This window comes from Rudaea sp., from assembly GCF_047601565.1.
GTDB lineage: Bacteria > Pseudomonadota > Gammaproteobacteria > Xanthomonadales > Rhodanobacteraceae > Rudaea.
Genome location: NZ_JASGIY010000001.1, coordinates 1,073,725 through 1,095,174, shown reverse-complemented (window position 1 = coordinate 1,095,174; position 21,450 = coordinate 1,073,725). Strand labels below are relative to the sequence as shown.

The following is a 21,450-nucleotide window of genomic DNA, read 5'->3' as shown; positions in this document are numbered from 1 at the left end:
CGTGCGGGAACGAAACCCGGCGGCTTCGCGCCGCCGGTTTCGTCGAGAACGTTCCGGCGGATCCGGATTCAGTCTGCGATGATGACGTTTTCACACGGGCTCGAATCATGCAGACACCCAAGATCGTTTCGTCGATCGCCGCACTGGCGCTCGGCTGCGCCGGCGCCGCGACATCGGCGCAAACTGCGCGCGCTGCGCGCACATATGCGAATCCCGTCGACGTCGACTACCGCTACAACTTCGAACAACTCAACGAAAAGATTTCCTACCGCACCGGTGCCGACCCGGTCGTCGTGCTTCATGGCGACGCCTACTACCTGTTCATGACCTTGGCCGATGGCTACTGGCGTTCCACCAACCTGCTCGATTGGCAATTCGTCACGCCGAACCGTTGGCCGTTCGCCAGCATGGTCGCGCCGGCCGCGGTGTCGGACGGCAAGCGCCTGCTGCTGATGCGCGCAACGATGACGCCCGAGCCCGTCCTCGTGACAACCGACCCCGCCCACGGCCAGTTCGACTTTCTGACCCGGCTCACGCCCAAGCTGCCCGATGCCGTGCCGCCCGGGTGGGATCGCGAACTGCCGGCCTGGCACAACGGCGAGCCGACTCCCGACCGGATCGCGCCGGGACCATGGGATCCGGATTTGTTCAGGGACGACGACGGCCGTTGGTACCTGTACTGGGGCTCGTTCGAACGCTTCCCGTTGTTCGGCATCGAAGTCGACCTGTCGCGAGGCTTCGCCTATCTCGGCAAGCCGCGCGCGTTGTTCACACTCGATCCGAAGCAGCACGGATGGGAGCGCTTCGGCCGCGATCACCGCGAGGAAAATCATCCTTCGTACATCGAAGGCGCATGGATGACCAAGTATCGTGGCCGCTACTACCTGCAATACGGCGCGCCGGGTACGGAATACAACGTCTATGCGACCGGCACGTACGTGTCGGACTCACCGCTCGGCCCGTTCGAGTACGCGCCGTACAACCCGGTCGGCTACAAGCCCGGCGGCTTCGTCGAAGGCGCGGGCCATGGCAATACGTTCCAGGACAAGTTCGGCAATTGGTGGAACACCGGCTCGGCATGGATCGGCAACAACTGGCCGTTCGAGCGCCGTATCGGCCTGTGGCCGGCCGCGTTCGCGGACGACGGGCAGATGCGCGTGGATACGCGCTTCGGCGATTTCCCGCACTACATGCCCGAAGGAAAAGTCGCCGACCCCGACACGTTGTTCACCGGCTGGATGCTGCTGTCGTACCGCAAGCGCGCGACCGCCTCGTCGACGCTGAAGGATTTTTCCGGCGACAACGTCACCGACGAAAATCCGCGCACGTTCTGGGTCGCCGCGAAAAACGAAGCGGGGCAAACCCTGACTCTCGATCTCGGTGCCGCAAAAACGCTGCGTGCCGTACAGGTGAACTTCGCCGACTACGATTCCGATCGCTATGGCGACGCGCCCGACATCTACACCGAATTCCGGCTCGAATCCTCGCTCGACGGCAAGCGCTGGGATGCGCTCGCGCAAACCGAGCCGCCGCGACGCGACCGGCCGAACGCGTATTTCCAACTGCCGCAGCCGGTGCGCGCGCGCTACGTGCGCTACGTGCATGGCCACGTCGGCGCCGCGCATCTGGCGATCAGCGACCTGCGCGTATTCGGCGATGCCGGTGGCGGTATGCCGACCATGCCGACGCGCGTGCGCGCACAGCGCATCGATGCACGCGCGCTGCGCGTGAGCTGGCAGCCGGTGCGCGGCGCGGTCGGTTACAACGTGCGCTGGGGCGTGAGACCGGATCGATTGAACCTGTGCTACCCGGTGTTCGCCGATCGCGGCGCCATGCTGGATCTGCGCGCGCTCAACGCCGGCGTCGCCTACGATGTTGCCGTCGAGGCATTCGACGAAAACGGTGTATCGAAACTGAGCGAAATCGTCCATGTGTCCGAATAATTGCACTAAGATGGTGCTATGAAGGCGCTCTCGCTTCTGCCCAGTACGAACGGCCGCCCGCTCGAGATTGCCGAACAGCTCGAAACGGGCGTGGCGCTATTGGACCGCGACGAGATACTGGTCTACGCCAATCCCGCGTTCTGCGAACTGCTTGCGGTCAGTCCATCGCGTTCGCGCAGCCTGCCGTTTGCTGCGTTGGGCGAAGGCGCGCGCGTGCTCACGCCGCTGATCGAACGCGTGCGCACCGAGGCCTCGACCCTGCACCGGCGCAACCAGCGCATCGAGACGCGCGCGCAGCGCAGCCTGCACGCCGACGTTACGATAGGGCCGGCGGCCGGCGGGATGGTGCTGATCGAAGTCCACCAGCTCGCCGCCGAGCCCGATGCGGCGACGCCGACGAATCTTTCGGAAAGCCTGCGCGGCCTCGCCCACGAGGTGAAGAATCCGCTCGCCGGCGTGCGCGGCGCCGCGCAGCTGCTCGCGCGGCGCGTGACCGATCCCGAACTCGCGCGCCTCGCCGACCTCATCATGACCGAGGCCGACCGCCTCGCCACGCTGACCAACCGCCTGCTCGAGCCGGGCGGCAAGCCGCGCCTCGCCGTGCTCAACCTGCACGAGGTCGCCGAGCGCGCGCGCGCGCTGATCGCGGCCGAGGCCGAGCCGGACCTGCACCTCGACCGCGACTACGACCCGAGCCTGCCGCTGCTGCGCGGCCATGGCGATCGCCTGCTGCAACTCGTGCTCAACCTGATGCGCAACGCACTGCAGGCCGGCGCCGCGCGCATCGGCCTGCGCACGCGCGTGGAGCACAACGCGCTGATCGGCGAGAAGTTGTCCCGGCTCGGCGCGCGCCTCGACGTGATCGACGATGGCCGCGGCGTACCCGAGGAGATGCGCGATACGCTGTTCCTGCCGTTCGTTTCCGGGCGCAGCAAGGGCACCGGGCTCGGCCTCGCGCTCGCGCAGGAAATCGCCGCCGAACACGGCGGCACGCTGAACTACCGCAGCCGGCCGGGCCAGACCGTGTTCACGCTGTTGTTGCCGATCGCCTCGTCCAACCGCTTCGACGAACATGGCTGAGCGGCGCGCCCAGGTCTGGATCGCGGACGACGACGAATCGATCCGCTTCGTCCTCGCCGAAGCGTTGCGCGAGGCCGGCGTCGAAGTGCGCGCGTTCGCCGACGCCGACAGCCTGCGCGACGCGTTCGCGCGCACCCAGCCCGACGTCGTCGTCAGCGACATCCGCATGCCGGGCACGAACGGCCTCGAATTCCTCGCCGAATTGCACAGTGCCGGCAACCAGGTGCCCGTGATCGTGATGAGCGCGTTCACCGACGTCGCCTCGACCGCGGCGGCCTATCGCAACGGCGCGTTCGACTACCTGCCGAAACCGTTCGATCTCGACGAAGCCGTCGCCGCCGTGCAGCGCGCGCTCGGCGAAAGCCGGCAGGTCGCGGCCGCGCCGGCCAAGACCGACGAGATCGAGGCGCCCGAACTGATCGGCGCTGCGCCGGCGATGCGCGAGGTATTCCGCGCGATCGGCCGCGTCGCCGCGAGCGACCTCAACGTGCTGATCACCGGCCCCACCGGCACCGGCAAGGAACTCGTCGCGCGCGCCCTGCACCGGCACAGCGCGCGCGCCGCGCGGCCGTTCGTCGCGCTCAACACCGCGGCGATCCCGGCCGAACTGCTCGAATCCGAATTGTTCGGCCACGAAGCCGGTGCGTTCACCGGTGCCGTCAAGCGCACTGCCGGTCGCTTCGAACAGGCCGAAGGCGGCACCCTGTTCCTCGACGAAATCGGCGACATGCCGTTGTCGCTGCAGAACGCGCCTGCTGCGCGTGCTCGCCGAGAACGAGTTCTACCGCGTCGGCGGCCGCGAGCTGATCCGCGCCGATGTGCGCGTGGTCGCCGCCACGCACCAGAATCTCGAAGACAAGGTCGAGCGCGGCGAATTCCGCGCCGACCTCCTGCATCGCCTCGACGTCGTGCGCCTGCGCCTGCCGCCGCTCGACGATCGCGCCGCCGACATTCCGCTGCTGGCCGCGCATTTCCTCGCACGCGCCGCCCAGGAGATGCGCCTGGAACCCAAACGCTTCACCGCCGCCGCGCTGACCGAGCTCGGCCGGCGCTCCTGGCCCGGCAACGTGCGCCAGCTCGAAAACCTGTGTCGTCGCCTCGCGGTGATGACGCCGGGCCGCGAGATCCGCCCGCAGGACCTGCCTGCCTCCGACAACGCCATCCTCGTGCAGGCCAGCGACGGCTGGCGCGAGAGCCTCCATCGCGTCGCGCGCAATCGCCTCGCCCGCGGCGAGCGCGGCATCTACGACGAACTGCGCCGCGAGTTCGACGCCACCCTGATCGACGCTGCGCTTGCCGAAAATGCCGGCCGCCGCGTGCGTGCCGCCGATCAGCTCGGCCTAGGCCGCAACACGCTCACGCGCAAGGTCGGCGCCTCGCGGCGGCGGCTCGCGAAAAAATAGCAGCGCAAACAACGAGATTCGCGAAGCCCGCCGTTTGCTCGCGGCGGAGTGCAACGGTATGATCGCGCGCCTCGCAACTCCCGTCGGACCCGCATGCTGCACCTGCCGAACTACAAGACCACCTGGGACGCCAAGTCCACCACGCCGGTGCATGCGATGCTGTCGGTCGACGGCAGCGCGAACGAAGAGCGACTGCGCGCGAGCGGCGCCTACACCGCACGCATGGTGAGTGCCGCGCTCGACCTGAAGCCGACCGACCGCGTGCTCGAACTTGGCTGCGGCGTCGGCCGCATCGGCCATGAACTCGCGCCGCACATCGCGCATTGGCAAGGCGCCGACATCTCGGCCAACATGCTCAAGGTCGCGCGCGAACGCCTGGCGAAATTCGCCAACGTCGGTCTTACCGAACTCACCCGCAGCGACCTGAAGGCGCTGCCCGATGCGAGCTTCGACAAAGCCTACAGCATCGCCGTGTTCATCCACATGGACAAGGAAGACTTCTATCTCTATCTCGAAGACTTGGCGCGCGTGCTCAAACCGGGCGGTCTGCTGTTCTTCGATACCTGGAACACCTCGCATCCGGTCGGCTGGCGCCGCTTCGCGGTCGAACTCAACCCGTTCCGCGGCGTCGCGCCGACCGAGCGCAAGGACGTGGCGCGCAACCAGTTCAGCAACCCCGAGGAAGTGAAGAGCTTCCTCGACCACGCCGGCTTCGACACGGTAGAACTGTTTACCGACTCGCCGTGGGTGCAGGTGGTGGCGGTACGCCGCGGCGGCGGCGATCTCGAAGCCGAGCGCCGGCGTGTGCGCGCGGACGCGAGCCGCGTCGCCTACTCGCCGCTGTGGACCGAGTTGTTCGATTACTCGATCCGCTCGCAGATCGAAGGCACGATGACGTTGACGCAGGCGCTCGAGGCGATGCAGGACGACTCGCGCGGCGAGGAAATCTCGTTGTTCCGTGCTGCATTCCTCGACGTCTGGCGCTACAACGAACAGGCTTGGGGGCCAATACCGGCACATCTGGCCAAGCCGTGACAGCGATGCCGCCAAAGAGGCCGGTTTCTCAGGCGTTGTGACCCTTGTACAACGTATTGTGCGCCGCCCGCTTTTCCTGCCCCGGTCGCTCGCTTGTGTAATAGTATAAAGCTATACTCTGGCGATTGATGCCGTTCGGTGCCGCCCAGGGTTTCGGGTGGCCGTGAAACGTGTCCGAGCGTGTAGTGAACAGCACGGCGCGGTTGAAGATCGGCTCGACGCGGCGTACGAGTTCGGTGCCTTCGGTGTTCCACAGTTCGAGTTCGCCGCCGTACTCCGGGCGCCAGTCCGGAGTGAGGTAGACGAGCAGGTTCAGGCGTCGGTGCGCATGGATCTGCACGTGCCAGTTGAAATCCGAATGGATGCCGAGCAGGCCGCCCTGGCGGGTCAGGTGCATGCCGCCGCCGAGCAGGTGATGGTCGACGAGCAGATGCGGGATGCCGGTCATCTTCTCCAGCCACAGCACGAAAGCCGCCGAGTTCATGTCGCGCACCGCCGTGCGGATCGCCGGAGGGAACTTCGTTTCGTCGCCGCAGCCGAGCTTCACTTCCAGGCCGGGCGCCGCGTAATGGTCCCAGGCGACGTTGTCTTCGGGACCGGGGAACACGCTGGCCAGCCGGTGCGCCACGTCCTTGGGCAGAAACTCGTCGATGACGATGTGTGGATACGGCTGCGCGTTGCGGAATTCCTCCGCGCGCGTCTCGGCGATGCGCATCAGCCGCTCGGTGTCGAAGACGTACATGGATGGTCGTTGATCGGAATCCCGGCGCATAATACCAGCCCGTCTACCGTCTTCTCTTGACCCATGACAAAACGCGCAGCCATCCTCGGCGGAGTCCGCATCCCGTTCTGCCGCAACAACACCGCCTACGCCGACGTGGGCAATTTCGGCATGGCGGTGAAGACGCTCGGATCGCTCGTCGAGCGCTTCGACCTGCACGGCGTCGAACTCGGCGAAGTCGCGTTCGGCGCGGTGATCCGGCTGGCTTCGGACTGGAACCTCGCGCGCGAGGCGGTGCTGTCCTCGGGCTTGTCGCCGTACACGCCGGCGATCACGATCGCGCGCGCCTGCGGCACCTCGCTCGACAACACGGTGCTGATCGCGAGCAAGATCGCGACCGGCCAGATCGAGGCCGGCATCGCCGGCGGCTCCGACACGACCAGTGACGTGCCGATCGTATACAGCCGCGCGATGCAGCAGCGCCTGCTCGCGGTCAACCGCGCTCGCGACACCGGCGACAAGATCAAGGCCGCGGTCAGCGGTTTTTCGCTCGGCGAACTCAAGCCGAGCTTCCCCGGCGTCGCCGAGCCGCGCACCGGCATGTCGATGGGCGACCATTGCGAGTTGATGGCGCGCGAATGGAAAATCACGCGCGAAGCGCAGGACGAACTCGCACTGGCCAGTCACCTCAAGGCCGCTGCCGCCTACGAGCGCGGCTTCTTCAAGGATCTCGTCGTGCCGTTCCGCGGCCTCGAGCGCGACGGTTTCCTGCGCCCCGATTCGACGATCGAGAAGCTCGCCGTGCTCAAGCCCGCGTTCGACAAGACCTCGGGCCTGGGCACGCTGACCGCGGGCAATTCGACGGGCCTTTCCGATGGCGCCTCCGCGGTGCTGATCGCGAGCGAGGAATGGGCGGCCAAGCGCGGCCTCAAGCCGCAAGCGTTCATCACCTACTCACAGGTCGCCGCGGTCGATTTCGTCCACGGCGAAGGTCTGCTGATGGCGCCGACCGTGGCCGTGCCGCGCATGCTCGACATGGCCGGCTTGACCTTGCAGGACTTCGATTTCTACGAGATCCACGAAGCTTTCGCTGCGCAGGTGCTGTGCACGCTGCGCGCGTGGGAGGACGCCGACTATTGCAAGAACCGTCTCGGCCGCGACAAACCGCTCGGCAAGATCGACCCCGCCAAGCTCAACGTCAACGGTTCGAGCCTCGCCCTCGGCCATCCGTTCGCCGCGACCGGCACGCGCATCGTCGCCACGCTGGCCAAGCTGCTCGAGGAAAAAGGCTCGGGCCGCGGCCTGATTTCGATCTGCACGGCGGGCGGCATGGGCGTCACCGCGATACTCGAAAGGCCGTAGTCGCGCCGCTACAATGCGGCCAGCAGCGCCGCGCGCGGCAATTTGCCGGTCGTGTTGCGCGGCAGCGCATCGACGCGGCGCAACGGCCGCGGCAGGAACGCCGGATCGACCGTCGCGCGCAATGCCTCGAGAATATGCGCCTCGCTCAGCTGCGGCGCGACGACGAGCGCGGCGAGCCGGCGCACGGCGTGTTCATCGGCGCAATCCGGTTCCGCATCGAGCTGGAACACCACGCCGTCGACCACGCCCTCGATCGCGAGCAAGCGCTTGGTCAAATCGGCCAGCGAGGCGCGCTTGCCGGCGATTTCGAGAAGGTCGCCGTTGCGTCCGCGCAGCTTGAAGCGCCGCTCGGGCAGCAGTTCGACGATATCCTGCAGCAGCGTCGATTCGAGGAAATGCGGCGCGCTCGCGAGCGTGCCGTCCGGCTGCGGATGCAGTTCGACGCCCGCGTACAGCGACCACGCCTCGTCGAATGCGGTGCGGCGCTGCGCGATCACGCAGGTCTCGGTCGAGCCGAACAGTTCGATCACGCGCGTCGCGAACCGCGTTTCCACCGCCGCCGCGAGTTCGGCCGACAAGGGCGCGGTCGCGGTGACGACGGCCGCGAGCGGCGGCAGCGCGACGCCCGATTCGTGCAGCGCGCGCAGATGGAACGGCGTGGTCACGAGCATGCGCGGCGCGGGCAGGCTTTCGAGGGCTAGCGCGATGTCCGCCGGCAGCAGCGGCTGCGAGACGTGGATCGCCGCGCGCGAACGCAGCGGCAGCAGCACGGACAATTCCATGCCGAACATATGCTGCGGCGGTACGGTCGCCAGCACGTTGAACGCGTCGCCCGCCGAGGGCGTCAGGGCGGCGAGATTGAGCGCGCTCGATGCGCAGAATCCCCCCCAGGTCTTGCGGTTCGCCTTCGGTGCGCCGGTCGAGCCCGAAGTGAAGCCGATCGCGACGATCTGGTCGGCCGGCAGCGCCGCGTCGGCGGCGAACGCGCCGGCTGCCTTCGCCGCAGGCGCATCGCGGACGTCGACCGTGCGCGTTTCCGCCGGCGCGCCATCCTCGTCGGTCAGGGCGTAGTGGTTCGGATACGCGCGGAGGATTTCCGCGAGCACCTGCGGCGCGCGCGACGGCGGCAGCAGGTTGGTCTGCCCTTTGACGGCGGCTGCGCAGAACGCGACGAGGAAGCGGTAGCGTTGCGTGCACAGGTTCAGCGCATGGCGCCCTTCGGGCAGGCGTTCGGCGAGCGCACGCACGTCGGCGAGAAATTCCGCTGCGCGGATCTTGCGCCCGTCGTGCCACGCGAACACGCGGTCGAAGTCCGCGTCCGCGAGCAGCGGGATTTTTTTCTGCGCTTCCTGCGATCGCGCGTTTTCGAATACGGCCGACATGCGGCTCCCCCTTGACTGTCTTCCCTAAACCCGGATTTCTTCGCCGGTCACGGCATCGCGGATCGGCGTCGGTCGCGCCAGCCCACCTGTTTCCCCCGCGAGAATATAGGCCACATCCAAGCCGAATGCAGCTTGAACGGCCTCCGCGCTGCGCGCCGGCGGCTCGCCGTGGCGGTTCGCGCTGGTCGAGACGAGGGCGCCGCCGAAGGCCCGGCACAGCGCCGCGGCGAGCGGGTGCGCGGTCACGCGCAGGGCGATGCCCGCATGCCCGCGCGCGAGCCATTCCGGGGTCGCCTCGGAGCGCGGAAACACCCACGTATGCGGGCCGGGCCAGCTCGCGCGAGCGCGTGCGAGCGCATCGGCGGACAGGCGCGCGAGGTCGATGTACTTCTCCACCTGCGCGAAATCGGCCGCGATCAACAACACGCCCTGCGCCGGCGGCCGCCGCTTGAGTTCGACTGCGCGCGCCACGGCCGCTTCGTCGTGCGGATCGCAGCCGAGGCCGAACACGGCTTCGGTCGGATAGGCGATCACGCCGCCCGCGCGCAGCGCTTCAACGGCGGCATCCAGATCGGATATGGGTTGCGCAAACGTCAAACCGAAGCATCCCGGAAAGCGCGCAGAACGGAGTTGATGCGGGTTTGATATCCCGGTCCCTGCGCCTTGAACCACTCGAGAACGTCCTGATCGACGCGCAAGGATACGGCGGCTTTTGACGGCAACGGTTGCAGGCCGCGGCGAACCACGCCGCGCACGATGTGCCGGATATCGGCTTCGGGGTGTTCGGCAGACGGCGAGGCGGAACCTCGGGATTCCAGGCGCGCCCAGTCAGTTCCGGATTTGCTCGAAGTAGATTTGTTCTTCACGGTGCGTGGCTTTGCGGAACGAGATGATGCGGATTTCATGTTCGTTTTCCGTGTGGACGATGGATACGGGAATGCCGGCGAGAAGCCCGAGCGTGACGAAACGCTGCTCGCCGTAGGCGAACCGGTCGTCTTCGAACGTGAACGTCAACCCTTCGAAAACGCGAGACGCATCGACGAAATCGAGCCCGTGGGCTTTCAAATTGGCGGTTCGCTTTGCCTTCGACCAGCCGAAATCCATGGCCAAGTGTATATACAGATCGTCATGACGTCAAATGCGATGCTTTTCGGTCGCACGGAATGCGCTGTGCTTATTGCGCCCTACTTGCTATTCCGGCAGATTCGAGCGAATTAGGTCCACCGTTTCGGTAAGTTGCTTGGCGGACGCTTGAACTCGCTCTCGACGCTTTGCATCCCCGCCTGGATCGTGTGGCGTACCTCTTTTGCGTCCGGCGCCATCGAATGTTGCGAGTTGAGGCGGGCCTATGCCCCAATCACTGCCTTTCTGCCTAGGCACAACGTGGAAATGGAAGTGCGGTGTTTCCTGTCCGCTGAAGACCCCGTTGTTCTGGAACGTAAGTATTCCGAGGGGGCGATAAGTCTTGACGAGTGCTTCTGCGACTCTCTTGGCCGAGACCATTATGGCCCCGCACTCGTGGTCAGAAAGGTCGAGCAGTGTTGCCACATGCCGGCGTGTGATAACGCAGCACTGGCCAACTTCGAATTGCCACGGGTTGATCACGGTTAATGTATGTTCGCTTTCCTCTACGATCTTCCATCTTTCTTCGCGACCTGCGACACAAAGGTCGCACGGATCTTTTATCGGAAGTTCGATCATTTACCCTCTCCGAAGCAAGTAGAGCGCAATAAGCGCGGCGCATTGCGCCGTCTGCATTACCCACGCATGCGCCGCGCCCTCAAGCCTTCTTGGCAACCTTCTTCGCGGCGGCTTTCTTGCTCGCGGTTTTCTTGGCCGCAACTTTTTTCGCTGGTGCTTTCTTCGCCGGCTTGGGTTCCGCAGTCTTCTTCGCCGGTGCGGCCTTGGCCGCCTTGCCGAAGCGCCCACGTTTTTCGGGGGCAGCGGCGAGCAGTTCAGCGCACTCGGTTTCCGTCAGGCTGGCCGGCTCGCGGTCTTTCGGAATCTTCGCGTTCTTCTTGCCGTCGGTGATGTAGGGGCCGTACTGGCCGCGCAGGACCTGGATCGCGCCGTCGCGGAAGCTCGCGATCACGCGGTTGCGGATCGCCTCTTCCTTTTCGTGCAGGATTTCTTTCGCGCGCGCAAGTTCGAGCGTGTACGGATCGTCGGGCGGCTTGATCGAGGCGTAGACTTTGCCGTGCTTGACGAACGGGCCGAAGCGGCCGATGCCGACGCTGATCTTCTCGCCGTCGGCGGCGAGGCCGAGATCGCGCGGCAGTTTGAACAGATGCAGCGCATCTTCAAGCGAGATCGTGTGGATGCTCTGGCCGGGGCGCAGGCTGGCGAAACGCTTGTCCTCGTCGTCGCGGCCGCCGAGTTGGGCCATCGGCCCGTAGCGGCCGAGGCGCACGGACACGGGTTTGCCCGTGACCGGATCGTCGCCAAGCACGCGCTCGCCACCGGCTTCGCTGCGGTCGACGTTTTCGGTCTTGTCTTCGACCAGCGCCTTGAACGGTGTCCAGAATTTCTGCAGCAGCGGTTTCCATTCCTCCTCGCCGCGGCTGACGGCGTCGAGTTCGTCCTCGAGCTTGGCGGTGAAATCGTAATCGACGTACTGGGTGAAATGGCCCGAGAGGAACTTGGCCACGGCGCGGCCGACGTCGGTCGGCCGGAAACGGCGGCTGTCGAGGGTGACGTATTCGCGGTTGAGCAGCACCTGGATGATGCTCGCATAGGTCGACGGACGGCCGATGCCGTATTCCTCGAGCGTCTTGACCAGCGAGGCTTCCGAATAGCGCGGCGGCGGCTCGGTGAAATGCTGGTCGGCGGCGATGCCGGCGAGCGGCACGGCCTCGCCGATCTGCATCCTGGGCAGCTTGCGGTTCTCGTCGTCGTCCTCGGCGTTCTTGGCGTCGCGGCCTTCCTCGTAGACGGCGAGGAAGCCCGGATCGACCACGGTCGTGCCGCTGGCGCGGAACATCGAGTCGTTGCCTGCGTCGAGATCGACGCTGACGGTATTGAGCGTGGCGTACTGCATCTGGCTCGCGACCGCGCGCTTCCAGATCAGCTCGTAGAGTTTGCGTTGATCGTCGTTGAGGTACTGCGCCATCTCGCGCGGCGTGTGCAGCGCCGAGGTCGGGCGAATCGCCTCGTGCGCTTCCTGTGCGTTCTTCTGCTTGCTGCGGTAGAAATTCGGCGCCTCGGGCAGCGCCTTCGCGCCGTAGTCGCGCGCGATGACCTTGCGGATCTCGGTGATGGCGTCCGCGGCGAGATTGAGCGAGTCGGTACGCATGTAGGTGATCAGGCCGACCGTGCCTTCGCCGCCGATCGCGACGCCTTCGTACAAGCCCTGCGCGATGCGCATCGTGCGCGTGGTCGAGAAGCCGAGCTTGCGCGCGGCTTCCTGCTGCAGCGTGGACGTGGTGAACGGCGGCGACGGGCGGCGCTTGCGTTCCTTGGACTGGACTTCCGCGACGACGAGGCGGCCCTGCGCGGACTTCAGCAGCGCATCGCGCGCCGCGTGCGCGTCGTGCTCGTTGGTCAGGTCGAACTGTTCGAACTTCTTGCCGCGCAGCTTGAGCAGGCGCGCGCCGAAGCGCTGGTCGGGATGTGCGCAGTCGGCTTCGATCGTCCAGTATTCCTGCGCCTTGAACGCTTCGATTTCCTCCTCGCGCTCGACGATCATGCGCAGCGCCGGCGACTGCACGCGGCCCGCGGACAGACCGCGCTGCACTTTGCGCCAGAGCACCGGCGAGAGGTTGAAGCCGACGAGGTAGTCGAGCGCGCGGCGCGCCTGCTGTGCGTCGACCAGTTCGTGCGAAAGCTTGCGCGGATTGGCGACGGCTTCCCTGATCGCGTGCGGGGTGATTTCCGAGAACACCACGCGGTGCACGCCCTTGCCGTCGAGCAGCTTGCGCTGCTTGAGGATCTCGGCGATGTGCCAGGAGATCGCTTCGCCTTCGCGGTCCAAGTCGGTCGCGAGATAGATCGAGTCGGCGGCCTTGGCGGCTTTCGCGATCGCATCGACGTGCTTCTCGTTCTTCTCGATCAACTCGTAGTGCATCGCGAAGCCGTGGTCGGGGTCGACCGCGCCTTCCTTCGGCTTCAGGTCGCGCACGTGACCGTACGAGGCGAGGACCTGGAAGTCCTTGCCGAGGTATTTGTTGATCGTCTTCGCCTTGGCCGGCGATTCGACGATGAGCAGGTTCTTGGCCATCTTGGCGGCGAAAAATACGCCCGCGTGGTGCGGGCTGCTTTTTCCAGTGTCCCCACAGATTCCGGTCGCGTGTCAAGTCAACCCCGTCGCGAGTAGCGACCGTTCGCGGCGCTGACGAGGCCATCGAGTTCGAGCACGAGCAGCATCGAGGACAGCGCCGCCGTGGGCAGGCCGGTGCGCGCGGCGAGTTCGTCGAGCGCCGCCGGAACGTGATCCAGCGCCTTCATGAGCGTGGCATAGTCGGGATCGCCGGCGTGCGCGTCGCGCGCGGTCGCATCAAGGTTTCCGGCGTCGGCGTCCATCGTGGCCAGCCGTTCGCGCAGGCCCTCGGCGAGCACGGCGCCGACACCGCGCAGTTCCTCGAGCACTTCCTGCGCGGTTTCGACGAGTTTCGCGCCTTCGCGGATCAATTTATGGCAGCCGCGCACGAGCGGGCTGTGGATCGAACCGGGCAGCGCGAACACCTCGCGGCCCTGCTCGGCAGCGTAGCGCGCGGTCGTGAGCGAACCGGATTTCAGGCTCGCCTCGACCACGAGCGTACCGAGGCTCAGCCCCGAAATGATACGGTTGCGCCGCGGGAAGTGCGTCGGATGACCCGGCACGCCGGGCGGGAATTCGCTGACCAGCGCGCCGTCTGCGGCGATGCGCGCGGCCAATTCGGCGTGCCGGCGCGGATAGACCAGGTCGATGCCGGTGCCGAGCACGGCGACAGTCTTGCCGCCCGCATCGAGCGCGGCCGCGTGCGCCGCGCCGTCGATGCCTTCGGCCAGCCCGCTCGTCACCGTGTTGCCGGTCAGCGCGAACGCTTTCGCGAACGCGCGCGCGTTGGCGAGGCCGGCCGCGCTGGCGCTGCGCGCGCCGACGATGGCGATCTGCGGCGTCCACAGCAGCGCGGGGTCGCCGACGACGAACAGCGCGGCGGGAGCGCTGCCGATCTCGCGCAGCAGGATCGGAAAGTCTTCGCCATCGCAGGTCAGAAGATGATGGCCGGGTCGTGCGAGCCATGCCTCGTCGGCGTCGAGGCGCGCGGTGTCGGGCGCGGCGAGCCATGCGCGCGTCTCGCCGGTCGCGTCACGCCGAGCCTTTTCCAGCGCGGCGGCGATATCGTCGTGTTTTGCCAACAGCGCGCGGATCGCCGCGGCGCCGAGGCCGGGCGCGCGCAACAGCATCAGCCAGGCGCGCAATTGCGACGAAGACAATTCGTTGGACATGACTTGCCTCGTTCCTTGGCGGTACGACCTCCGTTGCCGTCGTTCCCGCGCGAGCGGGAACGATGGGCGGCAAGCTACAGATGATCGGGATCGTACAGCGGGTCGCGCAGGTGCACCGGCTTCACGCCGTCCACGAGGAGGCCGTAGCTGACGTGCGCGAAGGTGCGGAAAATCATCACGTGGCCGACGTATTCCTCGGGCAACTGCACCTTGGCGTCCTTCGGGTGGAAGAACTTCTTCGCGCTTTCCGGCGAATAGTCGAAGCGGTCGTCGACCGTCTCGCCCGGATGGAAGATCGAATAGACCTGGCCGTTCTCGATGCCATCGTCGGCGCCGTGCGAGAGCGCGAGCACCTGGTCGGTGCCGGCCACCATGCCGCCGGAGGGATCCACCGTGTCGGTGAACGCGATCACGCGCATGCCGGCCGGCACCTGCTTGGGCGGGTGCGGCACGTACTGGGCGTCGTAGGGTTTGTCGTCGAGCGGCAGGACCAGATCGCCCGGCGCCACTTCGATGTCGGACGACAGCAGCAGCACGGAGGCCGGGTTGCCGGCGCGGGTGACGCGCACCGTGCCGATCTGCAAGCCCTCGTAGCCGAGGAAGCGGACGTTGCCGGACAGCGTGAACATGTCCGGGCCGTGATGCCAGGTCAGATCGCCGCGATTCTCGTGCTCGCGGCTCGCCTCGTCGGTCGAGTCGCGGTAGAAGCGCTGCGGCGCGCCGTCCTTCGGCACGATTTCGGAATAGCGGCCGAGCGTGCGCACGATGGCGAGCTGCTGGCCGGGCTGGGCGTCGAGCCCGCGCACGTAGACGAGCTGGCCCGGCGTCGCGCGCAGGTGCGCTTCTTCGGCGCCGACCACGTGCGGCGCGGCCTTGAACTCGTCCTCGCCGATGATGCGCGTGCGCTTGAGGAATTTGTCGATGCGTTCCAGCGCGATCGGCTTGATCGCATCCTCGAGCTGCTCGACGCGCGCATGCGGGCCGCCACTGTTGTTCAGGCGCGGGCCGCCGTCGAGGTAGGCGAGGTTGATCACGTCGCCCGGAAAAATCAGGTGCGGGTTCTTGATCTGGCCGTTGGCCTGCCATATCTCGGGCCATTGCCAGGGTTTCTTGAGGAACTTGCCGGCGATGCCCCAGAGCGTGTCGCCGCGGCGCACGACGTAGGTGTCCGGATGGCCGGGCTTCAACTCGACCGTGGCCGCATACGCAACCAGCGTCAGCACGAGTCCGGCGAAAATCGCAGGCAGCTTCTTCAGCATGATGGATACCCAGAAATCCCCGAGGTGCGCAGAGTGTAGAGGAAAATTCCCCCCGGGAAACGCGACGCGGCGCGCAAGATCGCTGCGGATTGTGCGTTGACGTATACTTTCTCCCCGAATCCAGCGGTTTCGCGCCATGAGTCTGCTTCCCATCCTCGAATACCCCGACCCGCGCCTGCGCACCAAGGCGCAGCCCGTGACCGTGTTCGACGCCGCGCTGCAGACCCTGATCGACGACATGCTCGCGACCATGTACGCCGCCCCCGGGATCGGCCTCGCCGCGAGCCAGGTCAACGTGCACCGGCAACTGCTCGTGCTCGACGTCTCGGAAGACAAGAATCGGCCGATGGTGTTGATCAACCCGAAGATCGTCGCCGCCGAGGGCAGCGAGACCTGCCAGGAAGGCTGCCTGTCCGTGCCCGGCATCTTCGCCGACGTCGAGCGCGCCGACCGCATCGTGGTCGAGTCGCTGGATCGCCACGGCCAGCCGCAGAACATCGAAGCCGGCGGTCTGCTCGCCGTGTGCATCCAGCACGAGATGGACCATCTCGCCGGCAAGCTGTTCGTCGACTACCTCTCGCCGCTGAAGCGCGAGATGGTGCGCAAGAAGCTCGAGAAACAGCGTCGCGCCGCCGCGGCCGGCTGAAAACTCCCATGCGCCGCCTCCTGCGTGTGGTGTTCGCCGGAACACCCGATTTCGCCGTGCCGCATCTGGCCGCATGCCGACGCGACGGCATCGAAATCGCTGCGGTGTACACCCAGCCGGACCGCCCCGCCGGGCGCGGGCGCAAGCTCGCCGCCAGCCCGGTCAAGCAGGCCGCGCTCGATTTCGGGCTGCCGGTCGAGCAACCGGAGAATTTCAGGGACGCCGCGACGCGCGCGCGCCTTGCCGCGCATGCGCCCGACCTGATCGTCGTCGTCGCCTACGGCCTGATCCTGTCGCGCAAGGTGCTCGCGATTCCCGCCCTGGGCTGCTGGAACGTGCACGCCTCGCTGCTGCCGCGCTGGCGCGGCGCGGCGCCGATCCAGCGCGCGATTCTCGCCGGCGACGCCGAAACCGGCATCTGCCTGATGCGCATGGAAGCCGGCCTCGACACCGGCCCGGTGCTGTTGCGCCGCGCGATCGCGATCGCGCCGGACGATACGGGTGGTTCGCTGCACGACAAGCTTGCCGCGCTCGGCGCCGAAGTGCTGGCCGAAGGGCTGGACCGCAGCGTACGCGGCGAGGCGCTGCCGGCGACGTCGCAGTCCGCGGACGGTGTCAGCTACGCGCACAAGCTCGACAAGGCCGAGGCGCGGCTCGACTGGAACGATTCCGCCGCTGCGCTCGAACGCAAAGTGCGCGCGTTCGATCCGTGGCCCGTGGCCGAAGGCGTGGTCGCAGGCGAGCTGCTGCGCGTCTGGCGCGCAGAGAGTCGGGACTCGGGACCCGGGACTCGAGACTCGGGAGAAATCGTCGCTGCCACGCGCGACGGCATCGACGTCGCCTGCGGCGACGGCGCGTTGCGGCTCATCGAAGTGCAGCGCGCGGGCGGGCGACGCATCGCCGCGGCCGACTATCTCAACGCGCGGCCGGAATTGAAGCGCGGCGCGCAATGAACGCCGCCGCGCCGCCGGCCGTCGACGTGCGCGCGCTGGCCGCGCAGGCGCTCGCGCGCGTGGTGCGCGGCGAATCGCTGCGCGCGGTGTTTGCGGCGTCCGCGCCGCGGCTGGCCGATGTGCGCGACCGCGCGCTGCTGTCGAACCTTTTGCACGAAGGCGCGCGCTGGTGGCTTCGCTACGACGCGGCGCTCGATCTGCTCCTCGAACGCCCGCTGCGCGAGCGCGAAGCCGAGGTGCGTGCGCTCGCCGTGCTCGGTCTGGTCCAGCTCGAAGTGCTGCGCCTGCCGCAGTACGCCGCCGTCGCGGCCACGGTCGAGGCGGCGCGTGCGTTGCGCAGGCCGAAGTTCGCCGCCCTCGTCAACGCGTTGCTGCGGCGCTGGCTGCGCGAGCGCGAGGCGTTGGCCGCGCGGCTCGATGCCGACGCGGTCGCGCGCAGCGCGCATCCGCGCTGGCTGCTCGACGCCCTCGCCGCCGACTGGCCCGAACGGGCCGACGCGATCGTCGCGGCGAACAACGCGCAGGCGCCGTTGTGGCTGCGCGTCAACCGCCGTCGCGCGCAACGCGACGAATTGCTCGAACGTTTCATCGAAGCCGGCGTCGAGGCGCGGGTCGCGGACGAACTCGACGGTAGTTTCCCGAATCAGGCGATCGTGCTTGCGCACAGCGCCGACGTGACGCACCTGCCGGGCTACGCCGAAGGCGCGTTCTCGGTGCAGGACGGCGCAGCCCAGTTCGCGGCCGGGCTGCTCGACCTCGCCGACGGCCAGCGCGCGCTCGACGCCTGCGCCGCGCCGGGCGGCAAGTCGGCGCATATCCTCGAAACCGCGGACGTGCATCTGAGCGCGCTCGACAGCGACGCGCGCCGCCTGACCCGCATCGTTGACAACCTCTCGCGTCTCGGTCTCGAAGCCGACGTCCGCGCGGGCGATGCGGCCGAGCCGGCGGTATGGTGGGACGGCCGCCCCTACGACCGCATCCTGATCGACGCGCCGTGCTCGGCGACCGGCATCGTGCGCCGCCAGCCCGACGTCAAGCTGCACCGCCGCGTCGGCGACGTCGTGCGGCTCGCGGCCGCGCAATCGCGTATCCTCGACGCGCTCTGGCCTTTGCTTGGAAACGGCGGGCGCTTAGTCTATGCCACTTGTTCCGTGCTCGCGCAGGAGAACGCGCGGCAGGTCGCGAGTTTCCTCGCGCGCAATGCCGGCGCGCGCCTGCTCGATGCGGCGCCGGAGGGCTGGCATCGGCCGCAGGGAGGCGGCGCGCAGAACCTGCCGGGCGAGCACGGCATGGACGGATTCTTCTATGCGGTGTTGGAACGTGTTTAATGGTCTGCGCAACCCCGTCCTGGGGTCGGCAGCCTGCGCCGGGTCCGAAGCAAGTTCGGACTCGGCTACGCCGAGTCGAGCGCTTTCGCGCTCGATTCGCGGCGGGCCTTCCATGGCCCGCAACTCCGCCGGTCGGCGGAGTTTCATTAGCATGCTTCTTCTCTGCGCGGTCGCCGCCACGGCCGCCTGTGCGCGGCGCGACGACGGCGCGCGTTTCGCCGTGCGCGAAGCGGCGGTTTCCGGGGGCGTGCTCAGCGCACAGCTCGACTGGCGCCCGAACGAGGCGCTGCTCGACGGTCTCGATCACGGCATTCCGCTGGTATTCGAAATCACGCTCCGGGCGCAGGCGCCCGGCCGGTTCGGCTGGCGGACCGATCTCGCGAGCCAGCGCTGGCGGCGCGAACTGCGCTACTTCCCGCTGACCCGGCAATACCAGCTGCGCGATCCCGACCGCGCGCACGACGCGGCGGAGACGCGCAGCTACCCGCTGCGCGCCTACCTCATCGCCGCGCTCTCCGACCTGCGCCTGCCGCTCGACGCAGCGATGGCCGCGGCCGCGGCGCAACGCTACGTGTTGCGCATCGATCTCGAACGCAATGCGTTGCCGGGCGCGCTGCGTCTGCCCGCGCTGATCGACGCCGACTGGCGCCTTTCCACCGGAAACCACGCATGGCAGGCCCGGGCCGGCGCGGGTTGAGCTTCGTCGCGCGGCGCGTGCTGCCGGCGCTGGCGATCGTCGCGCTGCTCACGGCGGCGCTGCTGCTCGCGCGCGACGCGGCCGGCGACGGCAATCGCCTCGGGCGGTTCTATCCGTGGATCCTCGGCGCGTCGGCGCTGGCGCTGGCCGTGCTCGTCGCGATCATCGTGCAGCGTCTCGTGCGCCTGTCGCGCGAACTGGCCGGTGCGGTGCCCGGCGCGCGCCTCACGCGGCGCTGGCTGTTGATGCTGATCGCGCTCGCCGTGCCGCCCGTGCTCGTGGTCTACGGCTTCTCGCTGTACTTCCTCAATGCGACGATCGACACTTGGTTCAACGCGCGTCTCGAACAAGGCCTGTCCGCGGCGCTCGGAGTCGGCAAGACCTATCTCGACGAACGCCTGCACGCGGCCGAGGCGACCACGGCGAACATCGCGCGCGATCTTGCCGGCGTGCCCGACGCCGAGCTGCGTTCGCATCTCAACGCCGCGCTCGATGCGCAGCCGATCACCCAGCTGGTCGTCTTCGGCGACAACCAGCAGGTACTCGCGAACGAGGGCGCCGATCCGCGTTTTCTCGACGCGGCCTATCCGGACGCCAGCGTGCTCAACCAGATCGCCAGCGCCGGCCGCTATGCGATCGCCGAACCGCTCGGCGAGCCCGGCGAATTGAAATTGCGCGTGATCGTACCGTTCGCCGGCGCCGCGCCCGGCGCGAACCGACTGTTGCAGGCGCTGTATCCGGTGCCCGAGCAGATGCAGCCGCTGATGACGACGGTCGAGCAGGCCGGCTACGACTTCGAGCGCCTGAAGTTCCTGCGCGCCTCGCTCAAGCTGACCTTCACCCTCGTGCTCACCTTCGTGTTGCTGCTGTCTGCGCTGTTCGCGGTGCTGACCGCGTTCGGCGTCGCGCGCCGCCTGACCGCGCCGATCAGCCGTCTCGCCCGCGCCACGCGCGCGGTCGGCGCCGGACGCTACGACACGCCGTTGCCGGTCGCGAGCGACGACGAACTCGGCTTCCTCATCCATTCGTTCAACCAGATGCAGGGCGAACTCGAGCGCGCCAGTTCCCGCCTCGTGCACAGCGCGCAGGAAACCGAAAGCCAGCGCAGTTATCTCAAGGCCGTGCTCGAGCGCCTGTCGGCCGGCGTGCTCGGCCTCGACCGCGACGGCGTGCTGCGCACGGCCAATCACGCGGCCGAGGTCATCCTCGACCTGCCGCTGTCGAGCCACGTCGGCCAGCACCTGTCGGTGCTGCGACGCGAGCGGCCGGCGCTCGCACCGCTGGTCGATCCGATCCTGAAGCACATGCACGAGAACGCGCGCGAATGGCGCGAGGAGGTCGTGCTCGACGACCCCGAGCAAAGATCGGGCAACGAGCGGCGCGTGTTGATGCTGCGCGGCGCGGAACTCGCGCCCGCGCCCGGCGAGGACGCCGGCATCGTCGCCGTGTTCGACGATCTGACCCTGCTCAACCGCGCCCAGCGCGACGCGGCCTGGGCCGAGGTCGCGCGCCGCCTCGCGCACGAGGTGAAGAATCCGCTGACGCCGATCCAGCTCGCGGCCGAGCGTTTGAGACGCCGCTTCATCGGTCGCCTGCCGCCCGACGAGACCGAAGTGCTCGACCGCGCCACGCTGACGATCGTCAACCAGGTCGAGGCGCTCAAGGCCATGGTCAACGCCTTCGGCGACTACGCGCGCCCGCCGCAGATCGACGCGCGGCCGCTGTCGATCAACGCGCTCGCCGCCGAGGTCGTCGATCTGTACGAGAACGACCAGCGCATCCAGCTCACGCGCGCGTTCGCGCCGGGCGATCCGGGCCTGCGCGCCGATGCGGTGCGCCTGCGCCAGCTGTTGCACAACCTGATCAAGAACTCGCTCGAAGCGGTCACCGGCGAGCACAAGCCGCATATCGAAGTCATCACGCGCGAGGTGGACGAGGGCGGCCGCCGCTGGGTCGAACTCGCCGTCGCCGACAACGGTCCCGGCCTGCCGGAAAACTTCGACGCGCGCTGGTTCGAGCCGTACACGACGAGCAAGGCCAAGGGCACCGGCCTCGGCCTCGCGGTGGCGAAGAAGATCGTCGAGGAACACGGCGGCTCGATCCGCGCCGAGAACCGTCCCGAGGGCGGCGCCGTGTTCACGCTGCGCCTGCCGCGCGACGGGGTGGCCGGGTAGTGTCGCCGGCCCGTGCGCGAACGCCGCAGCGCTATGATTA

The 21,450-nt window shown here is 67.7% G+C and carries 18 protein-coding genes and 1 pseudogene; 10 read left to right on the top strand and 9 right to left on the bottom strand.

Annotation, left to right across the window (positions count from 1 at the left end):
• The first annotated feature begins 107 nt into the window (after positions 1 to 107).
• The 4 genes and pseudogenes from QM741_RS04685 to QM741_RS04670 all read left to right on the top strand — a co-directional run bounded on the left by QM741_RS04685 (position 108) and on the right by QM741_RS04670 (position 5,461).
• The gene (locus QM741_RS04685; RefSeq protein ID WP_415206574.1) at positions 108 to 1,943 is read left to right on the top strand and encodes a family 43 glycosylhydrolase; all 1,836 of its coding nucleotides are present in this window, start codon (positions 108 to 110) and stop codon (positions 1,941 to 1,943) included.
• A gap of 18 nt (positions 1,944 to 1,961) precedes the next feature.
• Positions 1,962 to 3,023, top strand: coding sequence for a two-component system sensor histidine kinase NtrB (locus tag QM741_RS04680; protein ID WP_415206573.1), 1,062 nt, complete (start codon positions 1,962 to 1,964; stop codon positions 3,021 to 3,023).
• Positions 3,016 to 4,426, top strand: a pseudogene (gene ntrC / locus QM741_RS04675) (nitrogen regulation protein NR(I)). The gene QM741_RS04680 and the pseudogene ntrC overlap by 8 nt, the downstream one beginning before the upstream one ends.
• A gap of 93 nt (positions 4,427 to 4,519) precedes the next feature.
• A complete protein-coding gene (locus tag QM741_RS04670; RefSeq protein WP_415206572.1) occupies positions 4,520 to 5,461 on the top strand; it encodes a class I SAM-dependent methyltransferase in 942 nt (313 codons plus the stop codon).
• Between the two features lie 28 nt (positions 5,462 to 5,489).
• Here the strand turns inward: QM741_RS04670 and QM741_RS04665 are convergent, their stop codons facing one another.
• Complete coding sequence (locus tag QM741_RS04665) at positions 5,490 to 6,203, bottom strand: 2OG-Fe(II) oxygenase (RefSeq protein ID WP_415206571.1); 714 nt, start codon at positions 6,201 to 6,203, stop codon at positions 5,490 to 5,492.
• Between the two features lie 63 nt (positions 6,204 to 6,266).
• Here QM741_RS04665 and QM741_RS04660 point away from each other — a divergent pair, with 63 nt between their 5' ends.
• Positions 6,267 to 7,544, top strand: coding sequence for an acetyl-CoA C-acetyltransferase (locus tag QM741_RS04660; RefSeq protein WP_415206570.1), 1,278 nt, complete (start codon positions 6,267 to 6,269; stop codon positions 7,542 to 7,544).
• An 8-nt stretch (positions 7,545 to 7,552) separates the two neighbouring features.
• Here the strand turns inward: QM741_RS04660 and QM741_RS04655 are convergent, their stop codons facing one another.
• The 8 genes from QM741_RS04655 to QM741_RS04620 all read right to left on the bottom strand — a co-directional run bounded on the left by QM741_RS04655 (position 7,553) and on the right by QM741_RS04620 (position 15,612).
• Positions 7,553 to 8,926, bottom strand: a complete 1,374-nt coding sequence (locus QM741_RS04655) for an AMP-binding protein (protein ID WP_415206569.1) — start codon at positions 8,924 to 8,926, stop codon at positions 7,553 to 7,555.
• 24 nt (positions 8,927 to 8,950) lie between these two features.
• Positions 8,951 to 9,523 (bottom strand): Sua5/YciO/YrdC/YwlC family protein, encoded by a 573-nt coding sequence (locus QM741_RS04650; RefSeq protein ID WP_415206568.1) that lies wholly within the window; start codon positions 9,521 to 9,523, stop codon positions 8,951 to 8,953.
• Positions 9,520 to 9,792 (bottom strand): BrnA antitoxin family protein, encoded by a 273-nt coding sequence (locus QM741_RS04645; protein WP_415206567.1) that lies wholly within the window; start codon positions 9,790 to 9,792, stop codon positions 9,520 to 9,522. The genes QM741_RS04650 and QM741_RS04645 overlap by 4 nt, the downstream gene beginning before the upstream one ends.
• Entirely contained in the window at positions 9,755 to 10,030 is a 276-nt protein-coding gene (locus QM741_RS04640; protein WP_415206566.1) for a BrnT family toxin, read from the bottom strand. Before QM741_RS04640 ends, QM741_RS04645 begins: the two co-directional genes overlap by 38 nt.
• An 87-nt stretch (positions 10,031 to 10,117) precedes the next feature.
• Entirely contained in the window at positions 10,118 to 10,627 is a 510-nt protein-coding gene (locus QM741_RS04635) for an HIT family protein (RefSeq protein WP_415206565.1), read from the bottom strand.
• 79 nt (positions 10,628 to 10,706) lie between these two features.
• On the bottom strand, positions 10,707 to 13,142 hold the full coding sequence (locus QM741_RS04630) for a DNA topoisomerase I (protein ID WP_415206564.1): 2,436 nt from the start codon (positions 13,140 to 13,142) through the stop codon (positions 10,707 to 10,709).
• Positions 13,143 to 13,219: 77 nt separating this feature from the next.
• Complete coding sequence (dprA, locus tag QM741_RS04625) at positions 13,220 to 14,353, bottom strand: DNA-processing protein DprA (protein ID WP_415206563.1); 1,134 nt, start codon at positions 14,351 to 14,353, stop codon at positions 13,220 to 13,222.
• Between the two features lie 74 nt (positions 14,354 to 14,427).
• Entirely contained in the window at positions 14,428 to 15,612 is a 1,185-nt protein-coding gene (locus QM741_RS04620; protein WP_415206562.1) for a LysM peptidoglycan-binding domain-containing protein, read from the bottom strand.
• Positions 15,613 to 15,748: 136 nt separating this feature from the next.
• Here QM741_RS04620 and def point away from each other — a divergent pair, with 136 nt between their 5' ends.
• The 5 genes from def to QM741_RS04595 all read left to right on the top strand — a co-directional run bounded on the left by def (position 15,749) and on the right by QM741_RS04595 (position 21,410).
• The gene (gene def / locus QM741_RS04615) at positions 15,749 to 16,258 is read left to right on the top strand and encodes a peptide deformylase (protein ID WP_415206561.1); all 510 of its coding nucleotides are present in this window, start codon (positions 15,749 to 15,751) and stop codon (positions 16,256 to 16,258) included.
• An 8-nt stretch (positions 16,259 to 16,266) separates the two neighbouring features.
• The gene (gene fmt, locus QM741_RS04610) at positions 16,267 to 17,211 is read left to right on the top strand and encodes a methionyl-tRNA formyltransferase (RefSeq protein WP_415206560.1); all 945 of its coding nucleotides are present in this window, start codon (positions 16,267 to 16,269) and stop codon (positions 17,209 to 17,211) included.
• The gene (gene rsmB, locus QM741_RS04605; protein ID WP_415206559.1) at positions 17,208 to 18,539 is read left to right on the top strand and encodes a 16S rRNA (cytosine(967)-C(5))-methyltransferase RsmB; all 1,332 of its coding nucleotides are present in this window, start codon (positions 17,208 to 17,210) and stop codon (positions 18,537 to 18,539) included. The genes fmt and rsmB overlap by 4 nt, the downstream gene beginning before the upstream one ends.
• Before the next feature lie 151 nt (positions 18,540 to 18,690).
• Positions 18,691 to 19,236, top strand: coding sequence for a DUF4390 domain-containing protein (locus tag QM741_RS04600; protein ID WP_415206558.1), 546 nt, complete (start codon positions 18,691 to 18,693; stop codon positions 19,234 to 19,236).
• Positions 19,209 to 21,410 carry an ATP-binding protein gene (locus QM741_RS04595; RefSeq protein ID WP_415206557.1) on the top strand — a complete coding sequence of 734 codons (2,202 nt, stop codon included), beginning with the start codon at positions 19,209 to 19,211 and terminating at the stop codon, positions 21,408 to 21,410. Before QM741_RS04600 ends, QM741_RS04595 begins: the two co-directional genes overlap by 28 nt.
• Positions 21,411 to 21,450 lie beyond the last annotated feature (40 nt).

Bases quoted from the DNA above. Each gene is read 5' to 3' on its own strand.
- QM741_RS04680 (WP_415206573.1), top strand. From the start codon at position 1,962: ATGAAGGCGCTCTCGCTTCTGCCCAGTACGAACGGCCGCCCGCTCGAG.
- QM741_RS04660 (WP_415206570.1), top strand. From the start codon at position 6,267: ATGACAAAACGCGCAGCCATCCTCGGCGGAGTCCGCATCCCGTTCTGC.
- QM741_RS04630 (WP_415206564.1), bottom strand. From the start codon at position 13,142: ATGGCCAAGAACCTGCTCATCGTCGAATCGCCGGCCAAGGCGAAGACG.
- QM741_RS04685 (WP_415206574.1), top strand. From the start codon at position 108: ATGCAGACACCCAAGATCGTTTCGTCGATCGCCGCACTGGCGCTCGGC.
- QM741_RS04655 (WP_415206569.1), bottom strand. From the start codon at position 8,926: ATGTCGGCCGTATTCGAAAACGCGCGATCGCAGGAAGCGCAGAAAAAA.
- rsmB (WP_415206559.1), top strand. From the start codon at position 17,208: ATGAACGCCGCCGCGCCGCCGGCCGTCGACGTGCGCGCGCTGGCCGCG.
- QM741_RS04665 (WP_415206571.1), bottom strand. From the start codon at position 6,203: ATGTACGTCTTCGACACCGAGCGGCTGATGCGCATCGCCGAGACGCGC.
- QM741_RS04600 (WP_415206558.1), top strand. From the start codon at position 18,691: ATGCTTCTTCTCTGCGCGGTCGCCGCCACGGCCGCCTGTGCGCGGCGC.
- QM741_RS04635 (WP_415206565.1), bottom strand. From the start codon at position 10,627: ATGATCGAACTTCCGATAAAAGATCCGTGCGACCTTTGTGTCGCAGGT.
- QM741_RS04670 (WP_415206572.1), top strand. From the start codon at position 4,520: ATGCTGCACCTGCCGAACTACAAGACCACCTGGGACGCCAAGTCCACC.
- QM741_RS04620 (WP_415206562.1), bottom strand. From the start codon at position 15,612: ATGCTGAAGAAGCTGCCTGCGATTTTCGCCGGACTCGTGCTGACGCTG.
- dprA (WP_415206563.1), bottom strand. From the start codon at position 14,353: ATGTCCAACGAATTGTCTTCGTCGCAATTGCGCGCCTGGCTGATGCTG.
- QM741_RS04640 (WP_415206566.1), bottom strand. From the start codon at position 10,030: ATGGATTTCGGCTGGTCGAAGGCAAAGCGAACCGCCAATTTGAAAGCC.
- def (WP_415206561.1), top strand. From the start codon at position 15,749: ATGAGTCTGCTTCCCATCCTCGAATACCCCGACCCGCGCCTGCGCACC.
- QM741_RS04595 (WP_415206557.1), top strand. From the start codon at position 19,209: ATGGCAGGCCCGGGCCGGCGCGGGTTGAGCTTCGTCGCGCGGCGCGTG.
- fmt (WP_415206560.1), top strand. From the start codon at position 16,267: ATGCGCCGCCTCCTGCGTGTGGTGTTCGCCGGAACACCCGATTTCGCC.